We start from the raw sequence: 5014 nt of genomic DNA, 5'->3' as shown, positions 1-5014 counted from the left end.
GATCTGCTGCGGCCGTGGGCGAACTGGATCACGCCGGTGGGCGAGACCCGCCGCTACGACACGCGCTTCTTCGTCGCAGCGTCACCGACCGGACAGATCGCGGACGGCGTCACCTCCGAGGCCGCCGAGGTTCGTTGGCAGAGCCCGCAGGACGCGCTGGCGCACTGGCGGGAGGGTGGCAGCATCCTGTTGCCGCCGACGTGGAGTCAGCTGACCGAATTGGCCAAGTTCAGTTCGGTGGCGGAGATACTCGCAGCCGAGCCGGTGATTCCCGTCATCCTGCCTACGTTGATCACCGACGAGGAAACGCTGCGCGTCGAGTTCCCGAACCAGGACGGTTACTACGTCGCCGGGCCGCATCCGTGGTCGGTCAAGGCGGCAAAGTAACCTCTCGACCATGGCTGAATTTGTGACTCTCGAGGTTTCCGAAGGCATCGGCACCATCCGTCTGGCGCGTCCGCCCATGAACGCTCTGAACCGTCAGGTTCAGGACGAGTTGGCTGCTGCCGCACACGCTGCGACCGTCGACAAGGCAGTCAAGGCCGTCATCGTCTACGGCGGCGAGAAAGTCTTCGCAGCCGGTGCCGACGTCAAGGAAATGGCCGAGATGGATTACGGCCAGATCCGTGACGCGATCGGTGGCATGCAGGCCGGGCTCGGCGCCGTGGCGTCCGTCCCGAAGCCGACCGTTGCCGCGATCACCGGATACGCACTCGGTGGTGGACTCGAAGTTGCACTCTCGGCCGATCGCCGGATCGTCGGAGACAACGCCAAGCTCGGAGTTCCGGAGATTCTGCTCGGAATCATTCCCGGTGGCGGCGGAACGCAGCGTCTGGCTCGTCTGATCGGTCCGGCCAAGGCCAAGGATCTGGTCTTCACCGGCCGTTTCGTCGGGGCTGACGAGGCGTTGGCCATCGGTTTGGTCGACGAGGTCGTCGCTCCCGACGACGTGTACACCGCGGCCCGGACATGGGCCTCGCAGTTCGTCGGGGGAGCGTCACGTGCGTTGGCTGCTGCCAAGGCAGCCATCGACGAGGGTCTGAACACCGACCTGGAATCCGGGCTCAAGATCGAGCAGCATCTGTTCGCCGGATTGTTCGCGACCAAGGATCAGGCGATCGGCATGGAGTCGTTCATCGCGAACGGTCCGGGCAAGGCCGAGTTCACGGGCGAGTAGGCTCCCCTAAACTAGAACTTGTTCATCTCTTACCAGCGAGTAGGATAGCCGCCATGACAGCCAGCCCGAATGACGACGCAACCGTCACGCCGCCCGCCGCTACCGACACCTCGGTAGTCGACCCCGCGCCGCGGCCGCACGCCACGGCCGAAGAGGTCGAGGCCGCTCGTAAGGACACCAAGCTCGCCCAGGTGCTCTACCACGACTGGGAAGCCGAAACCTACGACGACAAGTGGTCCATCTCGTACGACGAGCGCTGCATCGACTACGCACGTGGTCGTTTCGACGCCGTCGCGGGCGATCAGCCGCTCCCGTACGAGCGCGCGCTCGAACTCGGTTGCGGCACCGGATTCTTCCTCCTGAACCTGATGCAGGGTGGAGTCGCCAAGACCGGTTCGGTCACCGACCTCTCGCCCGGCATGGTCAAGGTCGCACTGCGCAATGCCGAAAGCCTCGGCCTTCCGGTCGACGGCCGTGTTGCCGATGCCGAGACCATTCCGTACGAGGACAACACCTTCGACCTGGTGGTCGGCCACGCCGTGCTGCACCACATTCCGGACGTCGAGAAGTCGCTGCGTGAGGTCCTTCGTGTCCTCAAGCCCGGTGGACGTTTCGTCTTCGCCGGTGAGCCCACCACTGTCGGCAACTTCTACGCCCGCTGGCTCGGCCGCGCGACGTGGGAAGCAACCACACGCGTGACCAAGCTGCCGTTCCTCGCAGACTGGCGTCGTCCGCAAGAGGAACTCGACGAGTCTTCTCGTGCAGCAGCTCTCGAAGCTGTCGTCGACATCCACACGTTCGACCCCACCGACCTCGAGAACATGGCGAAGTCTGCGGGCGCCGATCAGGTCCACGCTGCCACCGAGGAATTCGCCGCGGCGCTTCTCGGCTGGCCTGTCCGTACCTTCGAAGCGGCTGTTCCGCCGGAGAAGCTCGGTTGGGGCTGGGGGCGTTTCGCTTTCGGTGGTTGGAAGACACTCAGCTGGGTCGACGAGAAGGTGCTCCGCCACGTCGTTCCTCGCGGATTCTTCTACAACGTCATGATCACCGGCGTGAAGCCCGGCAACTGAATTGGGTTATGACTTCACCCTCGGCGACGTCGACTATCTCGGAAGTGATTCCGGCGTAGCTGCCTTGGCCGAGGTGGATCAGCTCGAACTGTCCACGCGTACGCGTCTGGCCGACATCGGCCGGGCGCGTACGCGTTTCCGTGATCACATGCCTGCGCTCGTGGACACCGTCCTGCTTCGACGTAAAGCCGCCGCCAAACTGCCGGGCAGTGAGCAATGGTTGTTCACGGACGACGCGATGCAACAAGCCACTCCCGGCGTTGTCGCGGCCCACCGCGCGCAGCGTCTGATCGGGCGCGACGTCCACGACGTGACGTGCTCCATCGGCGCCGAACTGCATGCCTTGACCGGAGTTGCGCATCGCGTGATCGGCAGCGACATCGATTCCGTTCGCCTGGCGATGGCACAGCGCAATGTGCCGAGCGCAGCGTTGCTGCGGGCCGACGCGCTCCGCCCGACGACACGCGACACCGTCGTACTGGCAGACCCCGCACGGCGATCGGGCGGTCGCCGCACTCACGATCCGGCAGCGTTGATGCCACCGTTGCCGGACCTCATCGAAGCGTACTCCGGCCGTGATCTCGCGGTGAAGTGCGCTCCGGGACTCGATTTCGACAATCTCGGCTGGGACGGGGAAGTCGAGGTCGTCTCACTCGACGGCGGCGTCAAGGAAGCCTGCCTGTGGTCGACGGGACTGGCCGAGTCCGGCGTCACGCGCCGAGCTTCGGTCCTTCGCTCCGACGGGAGCGGATGGGCGATCACCGACGCCGAGGACGACGTGATTCCGGAGCAAGCGCCGGGGGAGTGGATCATCGACCCGGACGGAGCGGTGGTACGCGCGGGCCTCGTGCGCCACTACGCGGCCAGACACGGCCTCTGGCAGCTCGATCCACGCATCGCTTATCTGACCGGTGACAGCGTCCCTGAGGGAGTTCGCGGATTCCGGATCCTCGAGCAGATCAAGTACTCCGAGAAACTGCTCAAACAGACACTGTCCAAGCGGGACTGCGGTGTGGCCGAAATCCTGGTGCGAGGAGTCGACGTGGACCCGGCAGTGCTGCGTCCACGGCTCAAGCTCAAGGGCTCGCTTGCGCTGAGCGTCGTGATCGTACGGATCGGGCGATCGGCGTCGGCCTTCATCTGTGAGGCATCCCGCTAGCTCACTTGAAGACGAACAGCTCACCGATTGCGCTGGGCGTCAACACTTCGCCCTTGGGGCCGATCGAGGTGCCGACGGTGAAGCCGACTGCTCCCGGCAACGTGTCCTGATCCACCGTCTCACCGGTTTCGGTGTCGAAGGTGATCAGGCTCAGTCCGTTCTCACCCTCGCGGACGACGGTGTATCCGGTGTCGCCGGCGGTCTGCGCCGGAACGCCCAGTTGCAGAAGGTCTTTACGTTCCCAGGCCAGTTCGGCGTGATCTCCCTCGTCGCGCACGGCAAGGAGGTGGCCCTTGTCGCCGCCGGCGGGAATGATCAAACCGTCGTCGGACGTCGAGGCACTACCGGCCGAGTTGAAGCCGATGTCGTAACTCCACCTGGTGTCACCGGTTTCAGCGTTCACTGCCCAGAGAGATCCGTTGTTGTCGGTGGCGTAGACGGTCTTGCCGTCCTTCGACAGGTCCGGGCTCGACGCCGTTCCACCGGGAAGCGCGTCGGTGGACCACTCGCGGGTGATGGACGGATTGTCGCCGCCCGTGTACTTCATGGCGACCAGATCGGCTGCCTGAGAACTGGGTCCGTAGAAGGTGAAGTAGAACTTGCCGGTGCCCAGGTCCACTGCCGGGGTATTGGCCACCGGGCAGCCGGACGTGCCGAGGAAGCACTCGTTCAAACCCTTGTTGTCGGGAATGAGTTCTGCATTCGCGCCCTGGTCGATCGACGGCGGCGGGATCAGGTCGAACGACGGAACCACTTTTGCGCCGGTCTGCGGGTTGAGCACGTTGATCTGACCCAATTGGGTGATGAACAACAGGTTTCCGTCGCCGGTGAACTGTGACGAGAGAGGAGTGCCCACAACGAGCGTGCGCCAACGCAATTGACCAGTCTCGGTGTAGGACATCATCGCGCCGCTCTCGCCGACGTAGACATTGGTGGCCGTGTCGACGATGGGTGTGGACGCGACTACTCCGTCGTTGAGTCGAGTGCACCACTTCTTGCGACCCGTATCCATCTGGAAGGAGAAGAGATTGCAGCCGTTCTCGGTGCGGGCGGTGACGAAGCTCTGGCCGTTCGCGGCCACCGAGGCGTACGCGGCAACCGGACCGCCGAGAGGGCGTGACCATGCGAACTCGACATCGCGTGATCCGGTGACCGGGCTCGTGTCGCTGTTGCGGGCGTCGGCATGCATGGCCGGCCAACCCGCCGACGCGTACCGGTCCACCCGTCCGTCGTCGCTGCCGCAACCGGCGATCAGGGCCGCAGCGATCGCCGTCGACACCATCACGGACGACCGTAGGACCCGCCGCATCACAATCTCCCTGCCTTCACTTGATCAAGAGCCCTCGGTAACTGCACAAGCCCGGACCAGAGACTATCCCGACCGGGGCAACGTGACGGGGCACACCCCGAGGGTCGGTGAGTCGGCCCCACGTAGGCTGAACACTCATGACGAGCATGTGGGGCGCACCGTTGCGCACTCGATGGCGGGGATCACGCCGAGGCGACAGCGATCAGGCCAAGTTCTTGACGGTCGATTCCCTCAAATGGGTTCTGGCGAACAAGGCGTACACACCCTGGTATCTGGTGCGGTACTACCGTCTGGCCAAG

5 protein-coding genes and 1 pseudogene are annotated in these 5014 nt (G+C 64.5%); 5 read left to right on the top strand and 1 reads right to left on the bottom strand.

Annotated features, from left to right (window positions below):
• From ACYP01_RS25270 to ACYP01_RS25255, 4 genes are all read left to right on the top strand, one after another.
• A partial coding sequence (locus ACYP01_RS25270; protein WP_459683001.1) for an NUDIX hydrolase occupies nucleotides 1-387 on the top strand: 387 nt, incomplete at its 5' end.
• Nucleotides 388-397: 10 nt separating this feature from the next.
• Entirely contained in the window at nucleotides 398-1177 is a 780-nt protein-coding gene (locus ACYP01_RS25265; RefSeq protein ID WP_459682999.1) for an enoyl-CoA hydratase/isomerase family protein, read from the top strand.
• A 53-nt stretch (nucleotides 1178-1230) separates the two neighbouring features.
• Complete coding sequence (locus ACYP01_RS25260; RefSeq protein ID WP_003944733.1) at nucleotides 1231-2247, top strand: class I SAM-dependent methyltransferase; 1017 nt, start codon at nucleotides 1231-1233, stop codon at nucleotides 2245-2247.
• 1 nt (nucleotide 2248) lies between these two features.
• On the top strand, nucleotides 2249-3406 hold the full coding sequence (locus ACYP01_RS25255) for a THUMP-like domain-containing protein (RefSeq protein WP_208689637.1): 1158 nt from the start codon (nucleotides 2249-2251) through the stop codon (nucleotides 3404-3406).
• A gap of 1 nt (nucleotide 3407) precedes the next feature.
• Here the strand turns inward: ACYP01_RS25255 and ACYP01_RS25250 are convergent, their stop codons facing one another.
• Nucleotides 3408-4715: an outer membrane protein assembly factor BamB family protein gene (locus tag ACYP01_RS25250; protein WP_459682996.1), complete on the bottom strand. Its 1308-nt coding sequence runs from the start codon at nucleotides 4713-4715 to the stop codon at nucleotides 3408-3410.
• A gap of 137 nt (nucleotides 4716-4852) precedes the next feature.
• Here ACYP01_RS25250 and ACYP01_RS25245 point away from each other — a divergent pair.
• Nucleotides 4853-5014 (top strand): annotated as a pseudogene (locus ACYP01_RS25245) (acyltransferase); the annotation flags it as partial.

The sequence above is a fragment of the Rhodococcus sp. no. 34 genome (genome assembly GCF_054589475.1).
The sequence above is the reverse complement of the archived record's forward strand: the minus strand, read 5'-3'. Positions and strand labels throughout refer to the sequence as shown.

Coding starts and splice junctions, on each gene's coding strand:
- ACYP01_RS25265 (WP_459682999.1), top strand. CDS start 398: ATGGCTGAATTTGTGACTCTCGAGGTTTCCGAAGGCATCGGCACCATC.
- ACYP01_RS25260 (WP_003944733.1), top strand. CDS start 1,231: ATGACAGCCAGCCCGAATGACGACGCAACCGTCACGCCGCCCGCCGCT.
- ACYP01_RS25250 (WP_459682996.1), bottom strand. CDS start 4,715: ATGCGGCGGGTCCTACGGTCGTCCGTGATGGTGTCGACGGCGATCGCT.